Origin of the sequence: Nonomuraea sp. NPDC049269 (assembly GCF_043197155.1) — a bacterium.
In the GTDB taxonomy this organism is placed as follows: Bacteria; Actinomycetota; Actinomycetes; order Streptosporangiales; family Streptosporangiaceae; genus Nonomuraea.
In genome coordinates, this window is record NZ_JBICSO010000007.1 from 254,163 (window position 1) to 277,590 (window position 23,428).

At 68.9% G+C, this 23,428-nt stretch carries 22 protein-coding genes and 1 pseudogene; 9 read left to right on the top strand and 14 right to left on the bottom strand.

Annotated elements, in window-relative coordinates; genetic code table 11:
• Positions 1-140 precede the first annotated feature (140 nt).
• Entirely contained in the window at positions 141-869 is a 729-nt protein-coding gene (locus ACGFNP_RS36745; protein WP_358317973.1) for a FadR/GntR family transcriptional regulator, read from the top strand.
• Positions 870-924: 55 nt separating this feature from the next.
• Here ACGFNP_RS36745 and ACGFNP_RS36750 read toward each other — a convergent pair whose 3' ends face one another.
• From ACGFNP_RS36750 to ACGFNP_RS36760, 3 genes are all read right to left on the bottom strand, one after another.
• Positions 925-2,367, bottom strand: coding sequence for an N-acetylmuramoyl-L-alanine amidase (locus ACGFNP_RS36750; protein ID WP_393326627.1), 1,443 nt, complete (start codon positions 2,365-2,367; stop codon positions 925-927).
• A 114-nt stretch (positions 2,368-2,481) separates the two neighbouring features.
• Complete coding sequence (locus ACGFNP_RS36755) at positions 2,482-3,756, bottom strand: ABC transporter substrate-binding protein (RefSeq protein WP_393326630.1); 1,275 nt, start codon at positions 3,754-3,756, stop codon at positions 2,482-2,484.
• Positions 3,757-3,882: 126 nt separating this feature from the next.
• The gene (locus ACGFNP_RS36760; protein WP_393326633.1) at positions 3,883-4,758 is read right to left on the bottom strand and encodes an AraC family transcriptional regulator; all 876 of its coding nucleotides are present in this window, start codon (positions 4,756-4,758) and stop codon (positions 3,883-3,885) included.
• A gap of 102 nt (positions 4,759-4,860) precedes the next feature.
• Between ACGFNP_RS36760 and ACGFNP_RS36765 the strand changes: the two genes are divergently transcribed.
• On the top strand, positions 4,861-5,655 hold the full coding sequence (locus ACGFNP_RS36765) for a phytanoyl-CoA dioxygenase family protein (RefSeq protein WP_358317969.1): 795 nt from the start codon (positions 4,861-4,863) through the stop codon (positions 5,653-5,655).
• Between the two features lie 109 nt (positions 5,656-5,764).
• Complete coding sequence (locus ACGFNP_RS36770) at positions 5,765-6,718, top strand: D-glycerate dehydrogenase (RefSeq protein WP_358317968.1); 954 nt, start codon at positions 5,765-5,767, stop codon at positions 6,716-6,718.
• Positions 6,719-6,957: 239 nt separating this feature from the next.
• On the opposite strand, the gene ACGFNP_RS36775 is transcribed toward ACGFNP_RS36770, so the two are convergent.
• Together ACGFNP_RS36775 and ACGFNP_RS36780 are read right to left on the bottom strand one after the other, a co-directional pair.
• A complete protein-coding gene (locus ACGFNP_RS36775; RefSeq protein ID WP_393326637.1) occupies positions 6,958-8,628 on the bottom strand; it encodes an ice-binding family protein in 1,671 nt (556 codons plus the stop codon).
• A gap of 266 nt (positions 8,629-8,894) precedes the next feature.
• Positions 8,895-9,324 (bottom strand): annotated as a pseudogene (locus tag ACGFNP_RS36780) (SDR family oxidoreductase).
• Between the two features lie 218 nt (positions 9,325-9,542).
• Between ACGFNP_RS36780 and ACGFNP_RS36785 the strand changes: the two are divergent.
• Positions 9,543-10,412 (top strand): L,D-transpeptidase, encoded by an 870-nt coding sequence (locus ACGFNP_RS36785; protein WP_393326640.1) that lies wholly within the window; start codon positions 9,543-9,545, stop codon positions 10,410-10,412.
• A gap of 21 nt (positions 10,413-10,433) precedes the next feature.
• Here the strand turns inward: ACGFNP_RS36785 and ACGFNP_RS36790 are convergent, their stop codons facing one another.
• The gene (locus tag ACGFNP_RS36790; RefSeq protein ID WP_393326643.1) at positions 10,434-11,294 is read right to left on the bottom strand and encodes a universal stress protein; all 861 of its coding nucleotides are present in this window, start codon (positions 11,292-11,294) and stop codon (positions 10,434-10,436) included.
• 154 nt (positions 11,295-11,448) lie between these two features.
• Positions 11,449-11,973, bottom strand: coding sequence for a hypothetical protein (locus ACGFNP_RS36795; protein WP_358317962.1), 525 nt, complete (start codon positions 11,971-11,973; stop codon positions 11,449-11,451).
• A gap of 204 nt (positions 11,974-12,177) precedes the next feature.
• On the opposite strand from ACGFNP_RS36795, the gene ACGFNP_RS36800 reads away from it, so the two are divergent.
• Complete coding sequence (locus ACGFNP_RS36800) at positions 12,178-12,426, top strand: CBS domain-containing protein (protein WP_358317961.1); 249 nt, start codon at positions 12,178-12,180, stop codon at positions 12,424-12,426.
• Between the two features lie 68 nt (positions 12,427-12,494).
• Here ACGFNP_RS36800 and ACGFNP_RS36805 read toward each other — a convergent pair whose 3' ends face one another.
• Positions 12,495-13,151: a CBS domain-containing protein gene (locus ACGFNP_RS36805; RefSeq protein ID WP_358317960.1), complete on the bottom strand. Its 657-nt coding sequence runs from the start codon at positions 13,149-13,151 to the stop codon at positions 12,495-12,497.
• 163 nt (positions 13,152-13,314) lie between these two features.
• Here ACGFNP_RS36805 and ACGFNP_RS36810 point away from each other — a divergent pair, with 163 nt between their 5' ends.
• The 3 genes from ACGFNP_RS36810 to ACGFNP_RS36820 all read left to right on the top strand — a co-directional run bounded on the left by ACGFNP_RS36810 (position 13,315) and on the right by ACGFNP_RS36820 (position 16,280).
• A complete protein-coding gene (locus ACGFNP_RS36810) occupies positions 13,315-13,962 on the top strand; it encodes a helix-turn-helix domain-containing protein (protein ID WP_393326646.1) in 648 nt (215 codons plus the stop codon).
• 40 nt (positions 13,963-14,002) lie between these two features.
• On the top strand, positions 14,003-14,551 hold the full coding sequence (locus ACGFNP_RS36815) for an MFS transporter (protein WP_358317958.1): 549 nt from the start codon (positions 14,003-14,005) through the stop codon (positions 14,549-14,551).
• A gap of 298 nt (positions 14,552-14,849) precedes the next feature.
• Positions 14,850-16,280 carry a PepSY-associated TM helix domain-containing protein gene (locus ACGFNP_RS36820; protein ID WP_393326649.1) on the top strand — a complete coding sequence of 477 codons (1,431 nt, stop codon included), beginning with the start codon at positions 14,850-14,852 and terminating at the stop codon, positions 16,278-16,280.
• A gap of 6 nt (positions 16,281-16,286) precedes the next feature.
• Here the strand turns inward: ACGFNP_RS36820 and ACGFNP_RS36825 are convergent, their stop codons facing one another.
• Positions 16,287-18,320 (bottom strand): M14 family zinc carboxypeptidase, encoded by a 2,034-nt coding sequence (locus tag ACGFNP_RS36825; protein WP_393326652.1) that lies wholly within the window; start codon positions 18,318-18,320, stop codon positions 16,287-16,289.
• Between the two features lie 232 nt (positions 18,321-18,552).
• Here ACGFNP_RS36825 and ACGFNP_RS36830 point away from each other — a divergent pair, with 232 nt between their 5' ends.
• Positions 18,553-19,821 carry an alpha/beta hydrolase gene (locus ACGFNP_RS36830; protein WP_393326654.1) on the top strand — a complete coding sequence of 423 codons (1,269 nt, stop codon included), beginning with the start codon at positions 18,553-18,555 and terminating at the stop codon, positions 19,819-19,821.
• Positions 19,822-19,884: 63 nt separating this feature from the next.
• Here ACGFNP_RS36830 and ACGFNP_RS36835 read toward each other — a convergent pair whose 3' ends face one another.
• From ACGFNP_RS36835 to ACGFNP_RS36855, 5 genes are all read right to left on the bottom strand, one after another.
• Positions 19,885-20,733 carry an alpha/beta hydrolase gene (locus ACGFNP_RS36835; RefSeq protein ID WP_358317954.1) on the bottom strand — a complete coding sequence of 283 codons (849 nt, stop codon included), beginning with the start codon at positions 20,731-20,733 and terminating at the stop codon, positions 19,885-19,887.
• 128 nt (positions 20,734-20,861) lie between these two features.
• Positions 20,862-21,248 (bottom strand): lipopolysaccharide assembly protein LapA domain-containing protein, encoded by a 387-nt coding sequence (locus ACGFNP_RS36840; RefSeq protein WP_393326656.1) that lies wholly within the window; start codon positions 21,246-21,248, stop codon positions 20,862-20,864.
• 114 nt (positions 21,249-21,362) lie between these two features.
• Entirely contained in the window at positions 21,363-21,713 is a 351-nt protein-coding gene (locus ACGFNP_RS36845; protein ID WP_358317952.1) for a hypothetical protein, read from the bottom strand.
• A 373-nt stretch (positions 21,714-22,086) separates the two neighbouring features.
• Positions 22,087-22,869, bottom strand: a complete 783-nt coding sequence (locus tag ACGFNP_RS36850) for a GAF and ANTAR domain-containing protein (protein WP_393326659.1) — start codon at positions 22,867-22,869, stop codon at positions 22,087-22,089.
• A gap of 48 nt (positions 22,870-22,917) precedes the next feature.
• The gene (locus ACGFNP_RS36855; protein ID WP_358317949.1) at positions 22,918-23,415 is read right to left on the bottom strand and encodes a DUF5994 family protein; all 498 of its coding nucleotides are present in this window, start codon (positions 23,413-23,415) and stop codon (positions 22,918-22,920) included.
• Between the last annotated feature and the right edge of the window lie 13 nt (positions 23,416-23,428).

Below are 23,428 nucleotides of genomic sequence, written 5' to 3' on the forward strand. Positions count from 1 at the left end.
TGGGGCCTCCGTTAACGCCATGTTTCGAGATATGACATCATACCTATGACGTCTTCACAATGGTCTATACTCAGAAGCTGTCGCAACCAGCGGAGGGCATGTTGACTCAGCACGCGGAAGGTCCCTGGACGGACGACCCGGTGCGACCACACCCACCCGCGAAACGGCCACGCCGCGTCCGGGCTCCCAAGCTGGGCACCACCGTGGTCGAGCAGCTGGTCGACGACATAGTCCGCGGTGCGCTGAGACCCGGTTCGACGCTGCCGCCCGAGGCCGAGCTGTGCGAGGAGTTCGGCGTCAGCCGCACGGTGATCCGCGAGTCCGTCAAGGTGATCCAGGAGAAGGGCCTCGTCCGGATCGAGCACGGCCGCGGCACCCAGGTCACCGACCCGCGGCAGTGGAACCTCCTCGACGACGTCGTGCTCACCTCAGTGATCGCGCACGACGAGAACGTCACCTTCCTCGACGAACTGGTCACGGTACGCACCGCGCTGGAGGCCGAGATGGCCGCCGCCGCGGCCCTGGCCCACACCCCCGACGACGATCAGCACATCGCCGAGGCGCTGGGCGTCATGCGGTCCAACCTGGCCTCCGCCCCCGATTTCGGCGCCGCGGACGTCCGCTTCCACGACGCGATCATGGCGGCCTCCCGTAACCGGCTCGGGCGGGCCGTCGTCAACAGCATCCATGACAAGGCCCGCACCAGCATGCGCTACCACGGCGAGTACAACGAGGTGGTCATGCGCCAGACGCTGGACGAGCACCAGGCGATCAGCGACGCGATCTCGGCCGGCGATCCGGAGGCCGCGGCGGCGGCGATGCGCACGCACATCCTCGACTCCTGGAACCGCCGGCGTCCCGCACAGTGAAACAGCGATGGCCCCGAAGCGAGTCGCGCTTCGGGGCCATCGCTGTTGGCTGCGGCTACCCGCAGTGTTCGAGTGGGCTGTCGTAGGTGGAGGTACCGGCCTTACCGCCCCACCTGACGCACTTGTCTGCCGCGCTGGCCCGCACCGGGCCCGCGTAGTAGCTGAAGTTGCCGCTGTCGGTGATGCGGGTCTGGCCCTCGACCTCCAGGTAGGCGCTGGTGGCCGTGGCCGTGCCGAGGTTGGTCTGCTTGATCGTGGCCACGCAGTTGACACCGGTGCTCGTGTTGTAGGTCAGGTAGACCGTGCCCGCCGTCCCCAGAGCCGCCGAGTCGATCACCGTGAAGCCGCTGCCGCACACCGACTCGGGAGTGTTGGGGTTGGTGCCCCCGCCGGTGCCTGTGACGTACTGCATGTACTTGGTCCAGTTCCAGTTCGGACCGGGGTCGGTGTGGTCGGCGCCGGGGACCTCGCTGTGGCCGAGGATGTGGGTACGGTCCTTGGGGATGCCGTAACGGTCGGCGATGTTGCGGACCAGCGCGGCCGAGGAGCGGTACATCGTGTCGGTGAACCACGAGGCCTGGTCGACCCATCCCTCGTGCTCGATGCCGACCGATCGCCTGTTGTAGTCGCCCGCGTGGAAGGCCCGGTCCTTCTCCCTGACCGTCTGCGTGATGGCGCCGTCCGACGAACGCACCACGTAGTGCGCCGACGTGGGGTTCGGCCTGGGCCCGGTCTGGAACCAGTCGATCGTCCCGGCGTACGTGCCCTGGGCCACGTGGATGACGATGCGGTCGATCGCGTCGCTGGTCGGACGGTTGGAGACGGCGTAGTTGGTGCTGTGCGCCGGTGCCCACGCCGCCGACGGGTAGTCCACCGACGCCGCGAGCGTGTTGGTCTTGCCCAGCTCCTGCGCCTTGGCGTAGTCGCCACGGTCGGGCTGGACGGTCCGCGGCGTCGCCGTGAGGGTCTCGCCGGCCGGCGTGGTCGCGCGGATCCCCTGGGACAGCTGGTCGTAGACGGTGTCGGCGTACAACCGGGCGACGTCCGCCGAGGAGGCGTGGCCGTACTTGGCCACCGCCTGGTACCACTTGCCGGCGTCCTTGCGGGCCGCGCCGTCCAGGCCGAGCTCGTCGGCGTAGGCCCGCAGCACGGCGGCGCCGCCCGTGATGTTGGCCGCGTCGTCCGCCTTCAGGGCCGAGACGGGCTGCTTCGTCAGCGTGGCCGCCCGCTCGAGCGTGTGCGTGACGGGGTTGCTGACCAGGTGCATCACCCCGTAACCGCCGCTCGCGCTGGGCTGGCCGCGGTGCCCGTCCAGGTGGGTTTCTGAGTAGGCGAGCGAGACCAGCAGGTCGCGAGGCACGTCGTACGTGCTGGCCGCGCGCGCGAACGCGTCGGTCATGGGATCGGCGGACACGGCTCCGGCCGGTTGCCCGGTGAGCATCGAGAGGGGGATGAGCGCGCCGACGAGCAGCGCGGCTGAGCGGCGGAGTCGGACCAACGGAATCTCCTCGGGGGGCAGCGAAAGGAGTGGAGGCCGCGTGCGGCATCCGCTGTTGATCAAGCGTGCGACTTCGGCGTACAGAATTCGTACAAGGACCGGCCGGTCGCGATCTCAGCTGCTCGGCTTGTGCGTGCTCCAGTACTCGTCGGCGGCGCGCTGGATGTCCTCAAGGACCTTCTGGTAGCCGTCCGGCTTGACGACGAAGGCGCTGAAACCGTCCAGCGCGGCGGTGAGCACGGGCGGCGGGGTGGCCTCGAAGTAGCGGTTGACCAGGCGGTACTGTCCGCTGCCCGCCGCCTTGCTGACCTCAGCGATGGCCGCGTCGCTGATGGTGACCTTGGGGTTGGCCGAGACGTCTCCCCTCGTGGTGGCCCACTTCTCCTGCGCGGCCGGGGTCACCCACCACTTGAGGTATTTCGTACTGGCCGCTGGATCGGGCGCCTTGGCCAGCGAGCACAACGGGCCGCTCTCGAAGATCATCGAGGTCTTGGGCAGCGTGGGGGTGACGTTCGGGATCGTGAAGAAGCCGTAGTCGGTGCCGGCCTTCATCTCACGCTGCGTCATGCTCGTGTTGAACCACGTGCCGAACGACACCATCGCGGTCTTGCCGGTCTTGAGGACGTCACCCGGATCGGTCTTGTCGCCGGGGTTGTTGAAGTAGCCGGCGTCGATCATCGACTTCCACCGCTTCATCACCTCGACCACGCCCGGATCGGTGTACTTCGCCTGGCCGGTGGAGAGGCGGTCGTACAGGTCGGGGTCGGTGCCGGCGAGGAGCTGCTCGAACCAGACGAAGGAGAACAGCACCGAGGTGTGGTAGAACGCGGGCACGCCGTTCTTCTTCAGCGTGTCAGCGATCTTGATCAGCTCGTCCCACGTGGTGGGGGGCTTGAGGCCGTACTTGTCGAAGACCTTCTTGTTGTAGAACATCCCCCAGTAGGCGGCGTTCAGCGGCACGCAGTACTGCTTCCCGCCCACTGTGTAGTACTTCGCCAGGTCCGCCGAGAGGTCGCCGTTCTTGATGGCCTCCTGCCAGAGCGCGGTCGTCTCCGCGAGCTGCTTCTGGGCGACGACCTCGGCCAGGCTGCCGCCCGTCGTCCAGGTGAACAGGTCGGGCTTCACGTTGGTGCGGAAGGACGCCTTGATGAACGCCTGGTACGTCGGCTCGTCGGTATAGCCGACCGGCTTCATCGACAGGCCGATCTGCTGCTTGGACAGGGCGCCCATCTCGTCGAAGTACTTGCTCCAGGCGCCTTTGTCGTTGTACAGCTTCAGCTCGGTCTTGGCGGCCCCCTTCGGCGTGTCGCCGGAGGAGCAGCCCGTGAGGGCGAGAGGGGTGATGGTGGCGCAGATGGCGGCCATACGCAGAAGACGCGACCGGATCATGCCCGGCCTCCTGTTCGATCTTGGGGGGTGACTTACCTGAACGTCTGTGGGGAGCGCATGATCGCGTCCGCTGGGGTGGAGCGAACCGCCGCACTGTGCGTCCTTCGCCCAAGTGAAGTCATCTAATCACTTGATGTGTGGGGTGTCCAGGGTCGCCGCGGGAACCACCGCACGCCGGGTGGCCTCCCGATAGTCGCGGGGCGCCATGCCGTACTTGTCGTGGAAGAGTCGGCCGAAGTACGACTGGCCGGAGAAACCGCAGCGCTGGGCGATCGGGCCGATGCCCTCCGTCGTCGTGGTCAGCAGCAGGGCGGCGTGCTCCAGCCTGCGCCGGGCGACGAAGGCGATCGGGGTGCAGCTGTAGTGCGTACGCATGGAGCGGGCCAGATGCCCCGGACTGACCGCGGCCATCGCCAGCAGCCGGGGCAGCCCCTCGCGCAGGTTCTCCTCGCGGCTCATCGCGACGCAGGCCGCCACCAGCCAGCCCGGCCGCTGGTCCACGGCCGTGCCATCGGCCCGTTCCAGGAGCGGGACCACCGCCGTCCACAGTCCGACCAGGTCGAGCACGCGGGGCACGCCGGAATAGGCGGCCAGCACACGGACGAACTCCGCCGCGATCGGCCCCTCCGGATCCGTGCCCGCCGTCAGGGGAAGGTCGCGCCGATCCCAGTCCGCCGTGCCCGCCAGCCCGGCGAGATCGGCGAAGGCGCGCCAGCGCTCACTGGGGAAGGCGATGTTGATGAAGCGCATCCCGTCGGCCGCCTCCCCTGCGAACTCGTGCCGGTCATGCGGCCGGACCAGCACCACATCACCCGCCCGCAGCTTCTGCTCCGTCTCGCCGACGCGCTGCACGCCGGCCCCGGCGGTCACGAAGACGAACTCGTGGAAATCGGCGTGACTGTGCGGCTCGGGCCGGTCGCGACGGCCGCCGCTCACCGGCACCAGCGCCGCGTGGTACGGCAGTCCGTACGCGAAATCCACCCAGCGCAGCACAGTCGCCATGTCAGGAAATTAATAGTTATGGAGCGGCGAGTGCTAGTAAGTCGTGGCACAGAGGCCGAAGAATCCAGATCGATGTCCGTTTTGTTGTCACAGGAGCACATCGTGATCAAGGAAGTCGGCCAGACCCTTCAGGACTACGACCGCGACGGCTACACCATCTTCCGGAACGTCCTCGACCCCGGACTGATCGCCGAGGCGAGCGACCACGTCGCCTGGCTCCAGGCCAAGCACCCCGACCTCAACGGCGAGGACCTGGGCACCGAGCTGGTCGCCGGCGACCCGTTCTGGGTGCGGCTGGTCGGCGACGATCGGCTGCTGGACATCGCCGAGCTCTTTCTCGGCCCGGATCTCGCGCTGTTCGCCTCGCACTACATCAGCAAGCCGCCCTTTTCCGGCAAGGCGGTCCTGTGGCACCAGGACGGCGCCTACTGGCCGCTGGAGCCGATGCGGGTGATCACGCTCTGGCTGGCCGTCGACGAGTCCACCCCGGAGAACGGCTGCATGCGGGTGATCCCCGGTTCACACCGGGAAGCCCTGCACGAGTTGCGGCAGCGCGACGACATCGAGAACGTGCTCGGCTCGGAGAGCGCGGTGACCGTGGACGAGTCCAAGGCCGTGGACCTGGTGCTGTCGCCCGGCGATGTGGAGGTGCACCACCCGAACATCCTGCACAGCTCCAACGCCAACACCTCCCCCAAGCGCCGCTGTGGGCTGACCATCCGCTACATCCCGACCTCGACCCGGATCACCAGCGACGAGCAGCCGTTCGTCTCCGCGCTGCTGCTCCGCGGCCGCCCCGGCGCGAACGTCTACCAGCCGTTCCCGCAGTACGTCGAAGACGAGCACATGCCCTTCTCCGGCGCGGGCGTTTCACGCGTGGGCTCATTGGGAGGATAAGGAGCGATATGCAGGCCCCGGTGCGGTTGGCCGGGGCCTGCAAGATACTACTTGACCAGAAGGATTCACCGGTGGCACCGAAGGTGCCGCGCGACTTGGAGGTTCACTGATGGCGCCGATCGTGGCGGTCACCCGACCGACCCTGCCGGGCACCGGCCTCGAACGGCTCGGCCAGTTCGCCGAGGTACGCCGCTGGACCGAGGACGTGAACCCGACGCCTGACCAACTACGCGACCTCCTCACCGGCGCGGACGCGCTGCTGTGCCAGAACTCCGACCGCGTCGACGCGGCGGTGCTCGAAGCGGGCGAGCGGCTGCGCGTACTGGCGCTGCCGAGCGCCGGCTACGACGGCACCGACGTCGCCACCGCGCGGTCCCGCGGCATCATCGTCACCAACACCCCGGGCGTCCTGCACGAGACCACCGCCGACCTCGCCTTCGCCCTCATCCTGATGGCACGGCGGGGCCTGCTCGCCGCGGCGGACAGGCTCAGAACCGGCAGATGGACCGAGAGCCGGCTGGACGCCTACCTCGGTCTCGACGTGACGGGAGCGAGCCTGGGCCTCATCGGCTACGGCGAGATCGGGCAGGCCGTGGCCCGCCGGGCGGTCGGGTTCGGCATGACCGTCCAGCACACCTTGTCCCGCAAACCCGACGACGCGCTCTCCCGGGCGGTGTCCCTGGACAAGCTCCTGAGCACCAGCGATGTGGTGTCGCTACACGTACCGCTCACCGAGCAGACCCGCCACCTGATCGGCGCGGCCGAACTCGCGTCGATGAAACCCACCGCCACCCTCGTCAACACCGCCCGCGGCGGCGTCCTCGACGAATCGGCCCTCCTCGCCGCCCTGCGGGCCGGCCGCCTCCACTCGGCGGGCCTGGACGTGTTCGACCGCGAACCACGCAACGGCGTCGGCGACCCTCTGCTGGAACACGAACGGGTGGTGGCGCTCCCACATGTAGGCTCGGCCACGGAGGCCACCCGAGCCCGCATGATCGACCTCGCCGTGGACAACATCATCGCCGTCCTGAACGACAAGCCACCCCTCACCCCGGTTCCCTGACCGAGAGCCGCTGGTCGCTCCTGGTTCGCGCTGATCCCCGCTTCGTCGGTACGGCCTGATCGGCAGGCCGGAGGTCGTCGCCATCGGTACGGGCGTAACGACAGATCGGCGCCGGTGTGCTCAGGCACACCGGCGCCGATCTTGACACTCGCGGAGGCGACCAGCCGCCCTGTCGCGCCTTACAGCGGGCTGAGTTCAGCAGGCCTGGTCATCCCGCGCATCGCACTGAAACGGAATCGTCAGCCGGCCACAGGCAGATCCGTGTCGACCGGGACCGGGACGGGCGCCGGTTCGAACCTGCAGTGGTGACGGTGGCCGCAGTGGTGATGATGGTGGTGATGATGGTGATGGCGGTGACCAGGGTCCAGTTCGATCCTGGTCGCCGACGACGCGGGTGTCAGGGTCACCGTCGGCGTCGGCGTCGGCGTGCGGGTCACCATCGGCGTCGGTGTCGGTGTGCGGGTCACCGTCGACGTCGGCCTCGGTGTGTGGGTCACCGTTGGCCTGACAGTCGGCGCCAGCGCCGGACCCACCACGGGCGGCGACGGGCGAGCCACCTTCGGGGTCACCACCGGCGTCACCTTCGGCGTGACCACCGGCGTCATCTTCGGGATGACCAGGGGCGTCGCCTTCGGGATCGCCAGGGGCGTCGCCATGGGAGCCGTCTTCGGGGTCGCCTTGGGCGTCGCCATCGGGGTCGCCTTGGGCGTCACCTTAGGGGTCGCTTTGGGCGTCGCCATTGGCGTCAGCGTGCGGATCACCGGCGGCGTACCAGCCGGTGCGACCGCCAGCCCCCCATCGGGACACGCCGGCGGGGCCACCAATGGACACGCCTTCGAGGAAGCAGCCGTGGAAGCGGTCGGAGTGACCGTCGGCCCCACCGTCGGCTTGCCCGCCATCACCGCCGTCGAACTCCCAGTCGGCGTCACCATCGGACACCCCGCCGGAACCGCCTCGGGACACGCCGGAGACGGTGCCATGGGACACCCCGACGAAGCCACCATCGGACACGCCGGAGACGGTGCCATCGGGCATCCCGCCGGAACCGCCTCGGGACACGCCGGAGACGGTGCCATGGGACACCCCGACGAAACCGCCATCGGACACGCCGGAGACGGCACCACCGGACACCCCGACGAAACCGCCCTCGGACACGCCGACGATGGCGCCATCGGTGTCACCGTGGGTGCGGGAGCGCAGCCGTGTTTGATGATCGCGGTCGGGCTCACCTGCTCGTTACAAGCCAGCACCCGGCCATCGACCGTCGTACCGCTTGTCACCGAGATCGATGAGAGCGCAAGGACGGTGCCCATGAAGGTGGAGTTCGCGCCCAGCGTCACCGAGCTGCCCACCTGCCAGAACACGTTACAGGCCTGAGCACCGCCGGTAAGGATGACCTCGCTGGCTGAGGCGGTCACGAACGTGGAGGCGATCTGGAAGATGAAGACGGCGTCGGGATCGCCCTCGGCGTCGAGGGTGACCGTGCCGTTCAGTTCGAGCGAGGACGTGGACTTGTAGATGCCCGGGACCAGCGTCCTGTCATCGAGGTCGCCTGAGACGCGCTTTACCGGGGTTCGACGGGCTTTCTTGTAGGCGGCGGCCAGGTCGGCCTGTGCTTTGAGTGCCACGGCGTCGGCCGCGTGCCGCGCCCCGACCAGCCGGCCCGGCGCGAGTCCGGTCACCGCGCTGCCCGGACTCACGCCCAGATCACCGGCGATGATGCTTGAACCGGTGTTCGTGACCGTGGTCCCGGCCAGGACCGCGAATTTCCCGGCGGTTGCGAGACCCGCCTGCGATTCGGCGGCCTTCGCACTGGATTGCAATGCGGCTAGCAAAGCCCCGGCGAGGATGAGTACGAAAGCCCCCGCGAGCAGAGAGACCCGTCGCGAACGACCACAGACTACTTCCATTTAGCGAATCTTTCCTATAGGAGAGCACGCCGGATACAGCCGACTGCCACAAGTGCAGTGGCCAAACCGTCCGAGCCATGGGACCCCCAACCAGCCGAAGATCCCTGCCTCGCAATTCGGCATGCTATCCGTAGAGATCAACGATCTCAGAGTGCCGACCGGCAAAAGAAAAGCAAAGCCTCTATCAGTTTTCCGCCAAATTCACAAGCCACCCGATAAACAGACTTTTCCCAAAGAGGCCCCGAAAGCGGGAAGGACGGCCCGCGCTAAGGAAGGATCGCGTCGACGTAGCCGCCGTCGACGCGAATCGCGCCACCAGTGGTGGCCGAGGCGTACGGCGAGCTGAGGTAGACGACCATGTTGGCGATCTCCTCGGGCTCGATGAGGCGCTGAAGCAGCGACTGCGGGCGGTGCCGCCGCATGAACTCGCGCTGCGCCTGCGGCCACGGCAGATCACGAACGCGCCTTCATCCCAGGCAGGTAGGCGCGGGTGAGACGGACGGCGGCCAGCGGGATCACGTCCGCCTCCGGCACCTCGCTCCGGATCCGGCCGGCGGCCTCCTCGACAGTGGCGGACGTACGGCCATTGACCGCGACACGCGCACCCGCCCGGGCCAGGCCACCCGCGATGGCCGCCCCGATGCCCTGCGTGGATCCCGTGACCAGCGCGGTCTCCCCAGTGAGATCGATGAACATACGGCCCCTCCTTCCCTCCACTCATGAGAGCACTCGGATGACAGCGCCCGCGCATCGCCACAGCCGGCCAGGAAAAGGAAAATAAAGCCCCTATCACTTATTGGCTAAGCCTCAGGTCGTCAAATAAACAGACTTGTCCCGGGAGTGCGATGGCCGCATGAATTAAGGTCGCCAGTGCCATACGTAGACTGCTGGTCGCAAGCCGAGGATCGCGTTTCATGTCAACGAAAAAAATTGGTCTCCTATTGGAGGTTTCCTTGCCTGATCGATTTGGCGTCGACAAGCCGATCGCCTGGAGCACGGCCCTGGCCGCCCCGATAATCCTGGCTACGGCCTGCGGAACAACCACGCCACCCCCACAGCAAGCACCACCGGCCGCCGTGCCTCGCCAACAGGTCCTCCCGGCACCGGTGTCGGCCGAACAACTGGCGCAGTTGCCGCGTGCCACGACCTACGCGAAATTGCGCGGGGCACCGAAAGATGCCACGCCCTTCGCCCCGGCAAAAGGACACGTGACGCACCCCGAACAGCCACAGGTGGTTTACGCCCACCCCGGCGGACCGCCGGTGGCGATATTGCCGACCAGGACACTGGGCGGCCCGACGTGGGTGCCCGTGGTGGAGAAGCGAGCAGGGTGGGCACGCGTTCTGCTGCCGAGCCGGCCGAACCGGTCGACAGGCTGGATCTATGAAGCAGGCGGCGGATTGCGGAATGCCTACAGCGCCTACGACGTGCGCATCGACTTGTCCGCTCACCGGCTCACGGTGTTCCAGTCCGCTCGCGAGCTGGGACGGTGGAAGGTCGCCGTAGGCGCCCCGTCAACGCCCACGCCATTGGGCCGGACGTTCTTGCTCGCCTCACTGATTCCCAAGCATGCGACGTACAGCCCACGCATGCTGCCACTGGGCACGCACTCGAGAGTTCTCCGCACCTTCAGCGGCGGACCCGGCACGATCGCCGTGCACGGCTGGCCGGACAGATCCGTGTTCGGCCGAGAGATCAGTCACGGCTGCGTGCGCGTCCCAGCCCCCGCCCTGCGCATCCTGTCCCGTATCCCGCTGGGCAGCTCCGTCATCATCAAACAATGAAAAGCTGCAAACATCTGCAATTCATGAATGTCGCATCCCGCTCCGGACCACGGCCAGGGGGCACGGGGAGTGGTGCAGCATGGCCTGGCTGACCGAGCCCATGACCAGCCCGGCGAAGGCGCCGTACCCGTGCGACCCGACCACGAGCAGGTCGGCACCCTCGGCGCCCTGACGCAGCACCTCGACGGGGTGGCCACGCACGGCCTCCTCGATCACGTCGATCTCTGGATGCTCTTCGCGATATGCCGCCAGCACGTCGCGCAGTACGAGCCGCCCGCCCCGCTCAGCCCTGTCCGAGAGCTCCGCGGGCTCCGCGGGCTCCGTGGCCTCGAACCCCCGCCAAGCATGTACGACCCGCAGGCTCGCACCACGCAGCCCCGCCTCGGCGAAGGCGAAGTCCAGCACCCGGCGGCGGGACTCCGGCGAGCCATCCACCGCCGCCACCAGCTCGCCACGGGACTGAGCCGGCAGTTGCCGTACGACGACCACGTCGCATGGGGCATGCCCGGCCACCCCGTACGCCACGGACCCCACCAACAGCCCGCGCACTCCCCCGAGTCCGTGGCTGCCGATGACCAGCAGCTCGGCCTCGTTCGCCGCCTTGATCAGGGCGACTCGGGGATCGCCGGGCAGGAGCACCGTCGTAATGCTGATCTTCGGCTGTTCGCGGTGGGCCCGCTCCTCGGCCGCGGCCAGCACCATCGCGCCACCGTCGCGCATCCACTTGGCCACCGCCGCGTAGCGGCCCGACTGGGCCTCGCAGACCCATCCCGGCATGGCGTGCGCCACGGTCAGTGGCACCTCTCGCAGCGCGGCCTCCATGGCAGCCCATCCGGCGGCCTCGAGCCCCGCTCGCGAGCCGTCCACCCCGACGATGATCACGTTTCGCCCCCTTCACCGCCCCCTTCCCATGACATCGCCCTCCAATCAGCTGGCCTAGCGCCAAACGTCCTCCCAGGTCAGGACCTTGGCCCCTTGCGCGGGGCAAGCGCGACGCCCACCCTGCGGGCGAGGGTGGGCGTGGCGCGGCCGGGAGCTACCGCAGGTACGGGTTGCGCTGGATGATCGGCGACCGGCCGAGTCCGAGGGTGGTTCCGGCGTTCGCGAGCGCCAGGCCGATCAGCACGATGGAGTAGATGATGTGCTCGTCCATGAACGGGTTGTTGGCCAGGGGCAGCTCGGCCGCCCACATCAGGACCAGCATGAGAGTGCCGGTGACGGCGGCGATCCGGAGGCCGACGCCCAGGATGAGCGCGGCGCCGATGCCCAGCAGGCCGAGCATGAACAGCCAGTCCACCCACGGCTGCCCGGCCAGGCCGGAGAAGAAGCCGCCGAGCGCGTTCTCGCCGGTGCCCTTGAGGAACCCGGTCGTCGGGCTGCCGCCCGAGAGCCAGGCGTTCTTGGCTGGGGTTGCGAAACCCCAGCCGAAGGTCTTGTCCAGGAACGCCCACAGGAAGATCCAGCCGATCGAGATCCGGGCGACCGCCCAGACGTAGTCGACCGGGCGGCGCGCCGTCTCGCTGAGTTCGGTGTTCATGACGGGGTTGGCGGCGCTGGTCATGACGGTCCCCTTTCTTTCCCTGGTTTTTCTTATGGCTTGAGCACACTCCTTTCGCGGTCTCGGAGGCAGTGCCGTACGGCCCGCCGTACCGGGACCTTCGGCCCTGAAGCGACCACCCGCCCGGGACTTACGGCCCTACCGGACACCCGGCCCCGGAGCTGTGATGAAGGCACCGGAACCCCTCAGACACCCGAGGTGATCGCCATGACCATGACCGTCGCCGACGTGATGACCTCCGCCGCCCACGTCACCACGCCTGACTCCCCCATCGTGCTCGCCGCCCGGCTGATGGACCGTCATGGTGTCAAGCGGCTGCCCGTCGTGGACGCCGACGGCGGACTCGTCGGCATCGTCAGCCGCCGCGACCTGTCGTCAGCAAGCACACCGAGGCCATCGCCGCCGTCCGGATGGCCGAGGGCGTCGACGGCGTGGTGGCCGTACGTGACGAGCTGAGCTGGAAACACGACGACGTCATCGACATCCCGGTCTGGGGCGGCGCCTGACTCGACTTTCCCAGGCTCTTACAGCAGTGGCGGGGTGACGATGAGGTCCTCCGTGTCGTAGGTCAGCTCGGAGACGACGTCCACCACCCCCTCGACCTCGCGGATCCTCGCCACCAGCGCCACGGTCTGCGACTTGCGCCGCACCTTCCCGCCGATCGTCACGACGGCCTTGTCGACCTCGATCGAGAACGCCTCGCGGTCCGGGAGCAGCGCGGCTATGTCGGCGAGCACGTCGGCGGCCGGGCGGACGAAGACCCGCAGCACGTCCCTCTGGTGCAGGGTGCCGCAGATGTGCCCGGTGGCCGGGTCGACCACCGGCACCTGCCTGATGTGCTTGTCGTGCATCAACCGCGCCGCGTCACGGACGGACGTGTCGGGGGTGACGGTGATCGCCGGCGTGGTCATCAGCTCGGCCGCCTTCACGCCGGCCGCCTTCTGATGCTCCTGCCGCCGCGTGCGCGACTCGAACATCGAGACGCTGTGCCGCACCGGGTCCGTCTCCTTGAGCAGCAGGTCGTCCTCGGAGACCACGCCCACGGGCCGCCTCTCGGCGTCGATCACGGTGACCGCCCCGACCGCGTAGCGCTCCATGGCCGCGACGATGTCGAGGAACGACGAGTCTTCGAGGACGGCGATGGCCACGCGGCCCATGACGTCCTTGACCAGGATTGTCATTGTTCGTACCTCGCTTTCCCATCTCACGTTCCTCCGCGGCGGCCGGTCTCGGCAGCGCCGAAAGTCCCTAATTCGCCGGCCAAGGGACTCTAAGCCACCTTTGACCTGCTAAAAGGCCACGATCCGGGAAGGAAGAAGGACACCACAGGACTAGGAGACGATCATGGCAGCCACCGGCGACCTCGGGCGTCGCATCGCCCATCATCGCGAGCGGCTCGGTCTGACCCTCGAACAGGTCGCCGACCGCGCTGACATGTCACCCGGCTACCTCCAGTACCTGGAGGAACACCCCGGCACCCCCACCGCGGAAGCCATGTACCGGCTGGCCGGAGCTTTGGAGACCAGTGTCGAAGATCTCCTCGGCGGCGGCGTCGACCGGCCACCGGGCCGTGGCCGGGCCAGGATGGCTCCGAGGCTGAAGAGCCTGGACCGCGAGGAATGCCTCAAGCTGATCGAGCCCGGCGGCATCGGCCGGGTGGCCTTCAACGGCTCCCACGGCCCGACCGTGCTGCCCGTCAACTACCAGGTGCACGAGGGCTCCATCGTCTTCCGCACCGCCTCGGGCGGCCCCATGGACCAGGACCTGCGTACCGGCCTGGAAGGCGTGGAGATCAAGGTCGGCTTCGAGGTGGACCAGATCGACGAGGCCCAGCGCGAGGGCTGGAGCGTGCTCGTCCAGGGCCCCGCCCACCACATACCTCCCGACGAACTGCCGGAGGTCACCGTCACCCCCTGGGCGGGCGGCGAACGCCACCTGTACATCCGCATCAGCCCGCAGCAGGTCACCGGCCGCCGCATCGACAACCTCTGATCCATCGAACCAGAACCCCGGCCGGGCCGTATCTGACGATGTGAGCGCCGATCAGATCGGACCCGCCGGCCGCGTCGTGCGCGCCGCGGTGTTCGCGGTCGTCTGCGTGTACGCCGCGCTCGGCATGCACGTGCTGGCCGGTGGCCCGCGCGCCGGGCTGGGAATCGTCGCCGCCGCCACCGCCATGACAGGCGCGGGGGCGTACGTCCTCGCGCGCCGGCGGCGGAGTATGGGGACGCTGCTGGCCGCCTCCTTCGCCGCGCAGTACGGCATGCACCATCTTTTCGGCTCGGGCGTCCCGTTGACGGGACACCACGAAGGCGGGCTGTCCGCCGGGCTCGGGATGCTGACGGCGCACGTGCTGGTCGCGACGCTGTCGGCCTGGTGGCTGGAGCGCGGCGAGACGGCGCTGGCCACCCTCCTGTTCCTGCTGGCCTGCTCGCTCCGCGACCTGTGGCGGCCGCTCACCGACGTGCTCGCGCCACCCGCGACGACGCGCCGCGTGGCGCCGGTCGTGGCGGTCGCGCCCGCCATCCGCGCGTCCCAGGTGCTGGCCTGGGCGCTGTGCCGCCGGGGGCCGCCTCAGTAGGCAGGCGACGCTGTCGCGCTGCTCCGCTGATCATTACCGGCTCCGTGTGTCGCCGGGTATGACCGCGTGGATCGCCGTCGTACCCGGGAAACCGCACGTCCGGTCCGTCATGACCGTACGGCGCCTTACCGCGAACACGACCGTACGACGACCGCGGCCCTCGCCATGCTCGTCACCGTACGACGACCGCGGTATCCGCCGTGATCGTGAGTCTTCGCCGCGTGAGCGTGCGTCCGGTCATGACCGTCCCCGCTGTTCGCGCGCCTTCGGCGTGCGCGTCTCCGGAACGGAGAAGTTCATGACCTCTGTAGAGGTACGGCCGGAAACCAGCCAGCCCACCCCGGTCCTCTCGTCCCAGCGCTACCGCGTCGTCTGGCGCTGGCATTTCTACGCCGGGCTGTTCGTCGCCCCCGTCCTGCTCGTCCTCGCCGTGACCGGATCGATCTACCTGTTCAAGGAGCCGTTCGAGGCGTGGCACTACGCCGACGTCCGTACGCTCGCCGCACCCGTGACCACGGCCCGGCCCCTGTCGGAGCAGGTCGCGGCCGCCCGCCAGGCCCGGCCCGGCGCGGCCGTCATGTCGGTCATTCCGCCCACCGCCCCGGACCGGACCACCCGGGTGATCCTTCAGGGCGCCGACACCGGGCCGTGGGCCCAGGGCATCTCGGTCTACGTCGACCCGTCCACGTCCCGGGTGGTCGGGCAGATCGACGACGCCACCACCTTCATGCGTGTCGTACGCACCATCCACGGCGAGCTGATGTCGGGCACCATCGGCGACCGGGTCGTCGAGATCGCCGCGTGCTGGGCGCTGATCCTCATCGCCACCGGCACGTACCTGTGGTGGAGCGGCCGCCGTACCCACAAGCGGGCCAAGCGGTCGGGCCGCGGCCGGCTGCGCCGCCTGCACACCCTCACCGGAGTCGGCGCCGGGGCTGCGGTCGTCTTCCTCGTCCTCTCCGGCCTGCCCTGGTCGGGCGTGTGGGGTGACGGCCTGCAGCGCATCCAGGACAGCACCGGTTCGACCTATCCCAGCGCGGACGCCTTCCCGCACACCTCGACGCTCTCCGGAGACCTGTCCACCAACCCCGACGCCAAGGTGCCCTGGTCGGCCGAACGGCTCCCCGTACCGCAGTCCGACGGCCACGCCGCGCACGAGAGCGCCGGCGGCGTGCTGCAACGGGGCGCCCTGCCCATCGAGCGGGCCCTGGCCGCCGCCCGCCCGGTCCTGCGCGACTGCCGGCCCGCCGAATGCGACATCAAGATCCTCCTCCCCGCTGACGCGAAGGGCGTCTACACCATCGTGACCGACAACCGCCGCGACCCGGCCGCGGCCCAGACGCTCCACATCGACCAGTACAGCGGCCGGGTGCTGGTCTCCTACGGCTGGGCCGAGTACGGCATCATGGCCAAAGCCGTCGAACAGGGCATCGCCCTGCACGAGGGCCGCCGCTACGGCACCGCCAACCTGCTCGTCATGCTCGCCGCCTGCCTGGCCCTCATCATGCTCGTGGTCACCGGCGCGTGGATGTGGTGGAAGCGCCGCCCGCGCGGGCGCGCCGGGGCGCCGGCCCGCGCCACCAACAGGCGGACCACGTACGGAGTGATCGCCATCATGGCGGCGCTCGGCCTGCTGTTCCCGCTCGCGGGCATCACCATGGCGGTCGTGCTGCTGCTCGACTGGCTGGTGCTCCGGCGGATTCCGGCGGTGGCGCGGGTGATCGGCTGACAACGGTCAGGGTTCTCGATAGTCGGCGGCGACCCCGATCAGCGAAATGAGGCCGGAGGCGAACTCCATCGCCTCCGCGTGCCCCTCGCTGAACGGCGGCTGGAAGCCCACTCCCTCCCACTTGCGGGTGGTGGGGTTCCACAGGTCGCTGCCGACCTCGAAGTCCCACCCGAAGATGCCGTGGTCGTACCAGAGCTCGTCCGCGGAGTTGCCCGCCGCCGAATACAGCACGTCGGTCACCGGCCCGGTCTGCTGGGGCCAGGTGACCGTGCCGCGTTCGGCGGCGATGGCCTGCTCGATGGTGCGGGCCGAGCGCAGGAAGTACGCCTCCTGCCGGGCCGTGGGCCGGGGCAGGGTGACCCGGCCGTCGAGTTTGTAAGCGCCGGGCGGCCACATGAAGTACCCGCCGTAGCTGTGGACGTTCATCGCGAACTTGATGTTGCGGTACGTCCGCGCCAGCCAGACGACGTTGCGGCTCTCAGGCTCGGAATGTTCGGCGGGCCCGGCGAACGTACCGCTCTGGCAGTTGGCCGAGGCGCCGAAGTACCCGTCGGACAGCGATCCCACGGCGTAGTTGCGATTGACGTCCACGCCCCAGGTGTCGCGGAGCGCCGGGTCGGACTGCTGCGCGGGGCAGTGGTTGGTCATGTTCTTACGCTGGGAGTTGAAGTCGTAGAAGCTGTAGTTGGCGCCGTCGGGGTTGACCGTGGGGACGATGAAGATGTCGGTGCGGTTCAGCAGTTCGCGCGTCGCCGCGTCGCGCGGGTAGTTGCGCAGCAGCCGCTCGGCCGCCTCGATGGTGACCAGCGGCCCCACCCATTCCCGGGCGTGTTCCTGGGCGTAGGCGAGCACCCCGGTACGCGAGCCGTCACGATGGACGCCGACGCGCAGCGCCAGCACCCGCCACGGCGCGCGGGAGACGCCGGCCGGCGCCTTGAGGAAGTCGCTCAGCTGGGTGAGCGGCACCGGCGCCATGACGCCCAGCCCCGCGTCCGTGCGGTAGGTCGCGGCCTTGACGGCGCTGCCCGGTGTCGCGTTGATCGCCGCCACCACCTGTGCCGCGGTGCTGGCAGGCGTGCCGGAGCCGTCGGTCGCCAGGCTGACCGTGAGCTGCTTGCCGTTCACCGTCACCTGTAACGGCCGGTCGGCGGCGCCGGGGTTGACGAGCTCGATGGCCAGGTCGTTGCCGCCCTCGGAGCCGTAGGCGTTCGAGGTGACCACGACGGCGGCGCCGGGCACGGTACCGATCAGGGCTTGGGCGTGCCGCCGGTAGCCGTTGGTCGGGTTCGGCAGCGTGATGATGTCGGTGAGCTTGGGGAAGCGCTGGTGCAATGCCTTGACCCGCTCGTTGAGCTGCGTCGGCGGCATGTACTGGCTGACGAAGTCCTTCTGGTAGCCGGGACCCGTGCGATCGGGCCGCTCGCCGTCGGGCCACTCTTTGACCCGCGCCTCCGCCTTGCCACCGGCCGCCGACGTGACGGTGATCCACTGCGGCTGGTTCTCGGCCGGCACCGGAGTGCTGAGCTGGTGACCCAGGTACGCGCCCGCGTCGACGTACGGCACCAGCGCCGCCTGCCCGCTGGAGCCGCGTCTGCCCGTCCAGCTCGCGCTGAGCACGGCCGCCGCCCCGGCGTTGCTGGACGCCTCGACCGACAGGAAGTACCCGTCGCGGGACTTGAACCAGACCGCCCGCTCGATGACCAGTTGGTCCTGCGCGGCGCCGCTCTTCGGCGTCTTCTGGGCCGGTGTGCCGGACGCCAACGTGGCGCCGAGCGAACCGAGCCCTGCCAGCTGGGTCGGTGTGACGACGGCGTCGATCTGGATGCTGCCGTCCGCCTGCGGCCGTACCCGCTCGGTCAGGTCGGCCCCTGAGGCCACCAGCCGCTCCATCGTGGCCTGGTCCGGCACCGAGAGCGTGACCAGCGAGGCCGGCTCCGGATCGGACGGCCCGGCGACCGCGGGGACGGACGTCCCCGCGGTCAGGGATGTCGTAAGAAGAACGATCGCCACAACGACTGCGGACGCCCGTAAGCCACGCATCGGCTCCTCCTGGATCACCGGTATGGAGATCAGTGAAGGCCGACTTGACGAAACAGGCAAGACCCACTCAAAAGAGGTGTAACGGTCGAACTACCGCGGGAGTTGTATCCCGGAGCGGTCTTGCGGATAAAAGGTTGACCTCTATCTCAAACCGGCGGTTGACGCGCAAAACGACGTCGCTTCGTAGCTTGAGGCGCGGTTTCCCCTGAGGGCCCGCTTTGGAGGAGAAGTGATGCGACGTTCCCCACGCTGGTTGGCGCGTGCGCTGGCCGGATTACTGCTGATCGCCGGAGTGGTCGTGGTCCCGGCAGCCGCGGCCCAGGCTGAGACGTGTTCGACGACCCTGCCCCTTGCCGACGGCTACGGCATCGCCTGCGTACGCGTGGACCGGCACCCGCAGGCCGACGGATCCGAGCTGCGGGACGTCACGATGACCTCCACGGCGATCTTCCAGGCGTCCGGCGGCACTCCGGCGATCAGCCCGCTGGCCCAGCCGATCACCGTACGGATCTACCTGCCCGACGACTACGACCCGGACAGGAGCGCCCGCTACCACTCGCTCTACCTGATCAACGGCGGCGGGGACAACTACGACGAGTGGACGACGAAGGCCGATCTGGTGTCCCTCATGGCCTCCGTGCCCGCCTATGACGGCATCGTGGTGATGCCGACCGGCGGGATGACCGGCTGGTACAGCGACTGGGCCGGCCGCACGGACGGATATTTCTCGCCCAAGTGGGAGACGTACCTCATCTCGCAACTCATCCCGTGGATCGACGCCAACTTCAACACCATCGCCGACCGATCCGGGCGCGGGCTGGCCGGGATCTCGATGGGCGGCTTCGGCACGCTCAAGTACGCCGCCGCGCACCCCGACGTGTTCTCGGTCATCGGCGCCATCTCCCCCGGCACCGACCTGCGGGCCCCGGCCGCCCAGCGGACGATCTCCAACTCCATGTGGCTGTCCGGCGCGGCGATCAACCTGTTGGATCGGGGGGTGTACCGCGTCAACAAGTACGAGAACGGCATTCTGGTGCTCGACCAGGACCAGCAGCGGCGCTACCGGCTGGACACCCTGTTCGGGCCGCACACCACCGCCGTCGTGAACGGCACGACGGTCGACGACTGGCCGTCCGCCAACCCGGCCGAACTGGTGACGGAAGGCAAGTACGCACCGTACAGCGGCAAGTTCGGCCTGTACGCGGGCGGCTGCGCGGACCTTCCGGGCCCGCCCAACCGACCTGAGTACGCCAACGGCCACCAGCCGGCTCCGGCCGAGTGCGCCTACGACACCAACGCCGATGCCGACGCCCCGATGGCCGGTGAGGCCATGCTCGGCGCGTACGCGAGCGTCTTCGACACCACGCTGACCAGCCTGGGGGTCGACCACCGGTACTGCTACGGCACCGGCGGCCACGACTGGAACTCCTGGCCCGCCAACCTGGTGGACTTCCTCCAGTACGCGTACGGCACGGCCCCGGCGTTCTGCCCCAACGCGTAACCGAACGGGCACGCGGCGCAGGGTGGGGAGGCGGCTCGCCTCCCCACCCTGCGCCGCGTAAACCTACGGCGTGCCTACGCCGTTCTTCTTGGCGTGTTTCGCGGCCTCGCGCCCGGCCCAGTGGAGCACGTGGTCGGCGACTCTCTCCCACTGGGGAGCACCGAGGACGAAGTGCGGCATGCGCGCGAACTCGTGGTATCCGGTGACCGCACGGGACTTGCGGTAGCGCTGGTAGGTCTGGCGGACCAGTGAGGCGGGCACGGTGTGGTCGGCGCCGCCGGCGATCAGGAGCAGCGGGGCACGGGTGTCGTTCTGGACGTTCACCCTGGTGGCTGAGTGGAGCCGCAGGTTGGCGGTGGCGGCCTGGAACAACGGCCGGCCGGGGGCAGGCACGTGGTAGCGCTGGTAAATCACCGCCGACTCGGGTTCGCTCAGCGTGTTGGTGAACGCGTAGTGAAACTGCTTGGCGGTCAGCGCCACCGTCCGGGAGCGGTTGACCGGGTTGGACAGGACGGGAAAGGCCGCGCGCAGGCTGCTGATCGGCAACCGCAGCACGCCCTGGATGGGGGCCGTGTGGATGGCCACGCCGGCGGCGCCCAAGCCACGGTCCAGCAGGATCTGGGTGACCAGGCCACCGAAGGAGTGGCCGATGATGATGGGTGGCCGGGTCTGCTCGCGGATGATCGCCTCGTAGTGGTCGGCGACCTCCGTGACGCCCAGACCGTTCATGACCTCCGGGGACTTGCGCAGGGCTTCGACCTCGATCTCCATGCCCGGCCAGGCCGGGGCGATCACTTCGTGGCCGAGTCGGGTGTAGTGCTCGATCCACTGCTCCCAGGCGCGCGGTGTCAGCCACAGCCCGTGGATGAGGATGATGGCTGGTTTTGTCGGGGTGTTATGGGGTTCGTTCATGGGGGTTCTCCTGCGTCGGGGTAGCCGACATCCGTGGAAGTTGCAGGGCACGCGCCGCGGCAGCCGGAGGAAACGGGCAGTTCACGCCCAACTCATCTCGCCAGCTGATAACCCGGAGCCGGTTCCCCTCATTGAGGGGCGTTCTTGTGGATCTCCGGTGTCGGGGGCTGGGCAGGCTCGGCGGGCGGCGCCGGCGACCGGCCCGCCACCTCCTGCTGAGCAGCTCGGCGTAGCTGCAGGATCCGGCCGGTGCCGGGGATGGCCACCGCGACGATCCCGCCGATGGCCGCCAGCAGCATAGCCACCCCCAAAGGGAGAACTCCGCTCAAGCCGAGGAAGGAGATCTGGACCTGCTGACCGTTCTGCAGGACGAAGATCAGGAGAAGCAGGAGCACGAGCGTCCCGGCCACCAATGCCACCCACCACCCGCCGACGCGGGTGCGCCGCACGGTGAACCGGCGCCTGAGCGACCTCACCGGCTTCGTTTCGCCGGGCGGGAGCTGTGCACTGCTCATACGTTCAAGTCTCCTTCCGCTTTTGAAGGCGCTGGAACGAGCAGGTGAAGGTCGCGGGGCGCGGCCCGCGACGTCAGAGTGTGGCCATCCTCGAGTCTCTCGGCTCAGTGGCGCTCAGTTGTCCGTTGCCTCGGCGAGGCCGCCGTGCGTGCCCCCGTCGAGGAGGTGTGCCCCGGCGTCGTGCAGAGTGATGCCGAAGCGCGCGCTGCCGGCGGGCATCCAGTCGCTGTCCGCGTTGATCGCTTTGAAGCGGGTCTCGCGGGTCGGGCCGTCGCCGACGAGGTGGCCGCGGAGGTGGCCGGCGCTGTTGTACACGGCCCAGCGGCCCGCGGCCACCTGCGGCATCGAAGCCGGGTTGTCCTTGAGCCACTGCGCGTTGGCCGCGTGCTCGGCCCGCTCGTCGACCTCGGTGGGCGGGGCGGACTCCATCGTGGCCGGGGCTTCGGTTTTGCGAGGACTACTCATATTGCGTCCCGCTCTCAGGATTGTGGCTGGCGTCCCCCGATACATCGGAGGAACACTCGGTGCCTGGGGACCATGCTATCGGCGTACACCACCTGTCACCGACCTGGAACTTCAGGAGCTCCCGCACCTTGCTCCCGATCACGATCGCGGCGGCGCCCGGTCGCCTGGCCGTCGCCGGTCATGTTTTCTCCTTGTCGTGCCAACTGTCGCGCATATAGCGAGGGCGGGAAACAAGCAATCACCGGTCCGGTTATCACCGCGATTGATGTGCATTCGCCGGCGTATGCATGGATGTGGTCACCTTCTCCAGCGGCACGGGCGGAACCACCGTCCGGATTTCCGTCCGCCTACCGGGCTGACGCCTCGCCGGGTGTCACAGCGGCGGGTCAGCGTCTACGGCCGAGGGGGCGGGAGGGAGGGGCGATAGGCCGGGGTGGGCGGCGCGGGCGACCACCTCCCGTGCGAGTTCGGTCAGCTGCCGGCTGTGGTCGCGAGCGTGCTGGCGCAGCACGGCGAAGGACTGCTCCATCGGCAGCGTGTAACGCTCGCTGAGCATGCCCTTGGCCTGTTCGATCACCACCCGGCTGTTGAGCGCGTGCTGCAACTGTTCGGACAGGATTTGGCCTTCCCGGATGGCGCGCTCCTGCAGCAGCCCGATGGTGGCGATGTCGGCCAGGGCCTGGGCGAGCGCGACGCTGGGGGCCGCCAGTTCGCCTGGCTCGTGGCGGAACAGGTTCATCGCGCCGATCACCTGGTTGCGCAGCCGCATGGGCAGCGCGTCGACTGCGCGAAACCCGTTGACGCGGGCCTGCTCGGCGAAGCGGGGCCAGCGCCGCATGGTCTCCGTCGTGGCCAGGTCGGCGCAGTGCACGGACTGGCCGGTCGCGAAACAGTCCAGACAGGGACCCTGGTCGGTTTGGAGCTGGAACAGCTCCAGCAGCCGGCTCTGCTCACTGGAGGCGCCCACCAACCGCAACTTCTCACCGGGGGCGGCGAACAGCAGCCCGGCGGCGTCGACGTCGAGGAGTCGCACGCACTGCTCGGCCAGGCCGTGCATGAAGTCGATGACGTCGAACCCGGTGACCAGCGTGTCGGCCAAGGTGATGAACGCCTGGGCGACCTGCAACGTCGGGCCGTTGGACGGGGAGAGGTCCACGCCCAGCAGCCTACGCCGCCGACCCGGCGATCCGGTGGGAACTCCTGGCTACCCGATCGCGGGACCGGCCCCCTGGTCGGTGATGTGCCCGCCCTCGTTCTCCCGCTCGTCCGAGACTTCCTGGCCCGCCCGACGGGCACTGCGTGTGGCGGGCAGACGGGCGATGGTGAGGAGGTCGACCGGCCACAGTCCGGTCGTGTCCTGAGCGCCGAGCTTGAGCGCGGCCTCAGCGGGCCCGCTCGCGGTGTCCGGTGGGATGACCAGCAGGACGATCGGCTCGGCACCCGCGAGGATCAACGTGATCACGTGAGGGTCGGTGTTGCGGAACCAGCCGACCTTGATCTGGCGCCCTGGTGCCGGGATACGACGCGGGATGTGGTCCCACGTGTCCTTGCGCACGCCGACCCGCAACGTGGTCTGGTCGAGCCGCTGATCGACGGCGGCAATGAGCCCGGGCAGCTCTGCGGCCGCGTCGCGGGAGTGGGGCCACCACGCCCCGTCCACCACGGATCGCCGGCTCAGGACGGGATTCAGACTGAGCCGCATTTCGGAGTCGATG

Bases quoted from the DNA above. Each gene is read 5' to 3' on its own strand.
- ACGFNP_RS36755 (WP_393326630.1), bottom strand. From the start codon at position 3,756: ATGATCCGGTCGCGTCTTCTGCGTATGGCCGCCATCTGCGCCACCATC.
- ACGFNP_RS36760 (WP_393326633.1), bottom strand. From the start codon at position 4,758: ATGGCGACTGTGCTGCGCTGGGTGGATTTCGCGTACGGACTGCCGTAC.
- ACGFNP_RS36770 (WP_358317968.1), top strand. From the start codon at position 5,765: ATGGCGCCGATCGTGGCGGTCACCCGACCGACCCTGCCGGGCACCGGC.
- ACGFNP_RS36775 (WP_393326637.1), bottom strand. From the start codon at position 8,628: ATGGAAGTAGTCTGTGGTCGTTCGCGACGGGTCTCTCTGCTCGCGGGG.
- ACGFNP_RS36785 (WP_393326640.1), top strand. From the start codon at position 9,543: ATGTCAACGAAAAAAATTGGTCTCCTATTGGAGGTTTCCTTGCCTGAT.
- ACGFNP_RS36795 (WP_358317962.1), bottom strand. From the start codon at position 11,973: ATGACCAGCGCCGCCAACCCCGTCATGAACACCGAACTCAGCGAGACG.
- ACGFNP_RS36800 (WP_358317961.1), top strand. From the start codon at position 12,178: ATGACCATGACCGTCGCCGACGTGATGACCTCCGCCGCCCACGTCACC.
- ACGFNP_RS36805 (WP_358317960.1), bottom strand. From the start codon at position 13,151: ATGACAATCCTGGTCAAGGACGTCATGGGCCGCGTGGCCATCGCCGTC.
- ACGFNP_RS36810 (WP_393326646.1), top strand. From the start codon at position 13,315: ATGGCAGCCACCGGCGACCTCGGGCGTCGCATCGCCCATCATCGCGAG.
- ACGFNP_RS36820 (WP_393326649.1), top strand. From the start codon at position 14,850: ATGACCTCTGTAGAGGTACGGCCGGAAACCAGCCAGCCCACCCCGGTC.
- ACGFNP_RS36825 (WP_393326652.1), bottom strand. From the start codon at position 18,320: ATGCGTGGCTTACGGGCGTCCGCAGTCGTTGTGGCGATCGTTCTTCTT.
- ACGFNP_RS36830 (WP_393326654.1), top strand. From the start codon at position 18,553: ATGCGACGTTCCCCACGCTGGTTGGCGCGTGCGCTGGCCGGATTACTG.
- ACGFNP_RS36835 (WP_358317954.1), bottom strand. From the start codon at position 20,733: ATGAACGAACCCCATAACACCCCGACAAAACCAGCCATCATCCTCATC.
- ACGFNP_RS36840 (WP_393326656.1), bottom strand. From the start codon at position 21,248: ATGAGCAGTGCACAGCTCCCGCCCGGCGAAACGAAGCCGGTGAGGTCG.
- ACGFNP_RS36845 (WP_358317952.1), bottom strand. From the start codon at position 21,713: ATGAGTAGTCCTCGCAAAACCGAAGCCCCGGCCACGATGGAGTCCGCC.
- ACGFNP_RS36855 (WP_358317949.1), bottom strand. From the start codon at position 23,415: ATGCGGCTCAGTCTGAATCCCGTCCTGAGCCGGCGATCCGTGGTGGAC.